This window comes from Deinococcus pimensis DSM 21231 (assembly GCF_000519345.1).
GTDB lineage: Bacteria > Deinococcota > Deinococci > Deinococcales > Deinococcaceae > Deinococcus_A > Deinococcus_A pimensis.
On record NZ_KI912637.1, the window covers coordinates 142,945 to 144,055 of the forward strand.

At 69.8% G+C, this 1,111-nt stretch carries 2 protein-coding genes; one reads left to right on the forward strand and one right to left on the reverse strand.

Going from position 1 to position 1,111, the window contains the following annotated elements:
* The coding region (locus DEIPI_RS37625) for a MerR family transcriptional regulator (RefSeq protein ID WP_045233986.1) at nt 1–299 on the reverse strand (299 nt) is incomplete at its 3' end.
* A gap of 215 nt (nt 300–514) precedes the next feature.
* Between DEIPI_RS37625 and DEIPI_RS29905 the strand changes: the two genes are divergently transcribed.
* A partial coding sequence (locus DEIPI_RS29905; RefSeq protein WP_483782846.1) for a beta/alpha barrel domain-containing protein occupies nt 515–1,111 on the forward strand: 597 nt, incomplete at its 3' end.

A 1,111-nucleotide genomic window follows, 5' to 3' on the forward strand; every position in this document is an offset into this window, starting at 1 on the left:
GTGCCGTGCCGCGCCGCGGGTGCGGGCGCGTTCGTGGCGGGGGCGGCGTCGTGGTAGTCGCGGCACAGCTGCACGGCGCGGCTGATGGAGATGCCCTCCGCGAGTCGGGCCTGCAGGAAGACGATGCGGCTCAGGTCGGCGGCGCTGTAGAGCCGATACCCGCTCTCGTTGCGGATCGGCGCGGGCATGCCGTAACGACGTTCCCACTGGCGCAGGGTCGTGGCCGGGACGCCGGTCCGCTGCTCGACCTCGCTCGTCGTGAAGAGGCCAGTCGTGTCGTTGATGTTGATGTCAGACATGGCAGCGCATCCTTGTAGAACCTTTGTACAACCTTGAGGCAACGTGAACCGGAAGCTCCGGAAAAGGGCGGTGACGGAGGAGGGACAGAGGCCGGACGCTCCCATTGTACGCGGTCGCGTCGGAAATACGAGTAAGGAAAACAAAGATTGAAGCGGTCGAAATGTGGAAGGTTTGTCACGGGAGCCGTGACGGGACCGCGCTCTATACTCGGGACATGACCCCGCCATCGCCCCGCGACCCCGGCGAGACGGTCGTGTACGTCGAATGCCCCCGCGACTCCTGGCAGGGCCTCACGCACCACGTCCCCACCCCTGACAAGGCCGCGCACCTGCGCGCCCTGCTCGACGCGGGCTTCACCCACCTCGACCTCGGCTCCTTCGTCAGTCCGAGCGCCGTCCCCCAGCTCGCCGACACCGAGGCCGTCCTCGCCGAACTCCCCGACCCCGGGGAACGCGACTACCTCTGCATCGTCGCCAACACGCGCGGCCTGGAACGCGCCGCCGCGCAGCCGCGCGTCACCAGCGTCGGCTATCCCCTCAGCGTCTCCGACGCCTTCCAGCGCCGCAACACCGGGCGCTCCCTGGAGGCGTCCTGGCCCCTGCTGCGCGACCTGCGTGACCTCGCCGAGAGCGCGGGCAAACGGCTCGTCGTGTACCTCTCCATGGGCTTCGGCAACCCCGACGGCGAGCCCTGGACGCCCGACACCACCCTCGACGCCGTCGCGCGCGTCCGTGACCTCGGCGTCCACGACGTCGCCCTCGCCGACACCGTCGGGCGCGCCACACCCGAGCTCGTCGCGCGCGTCACGCGG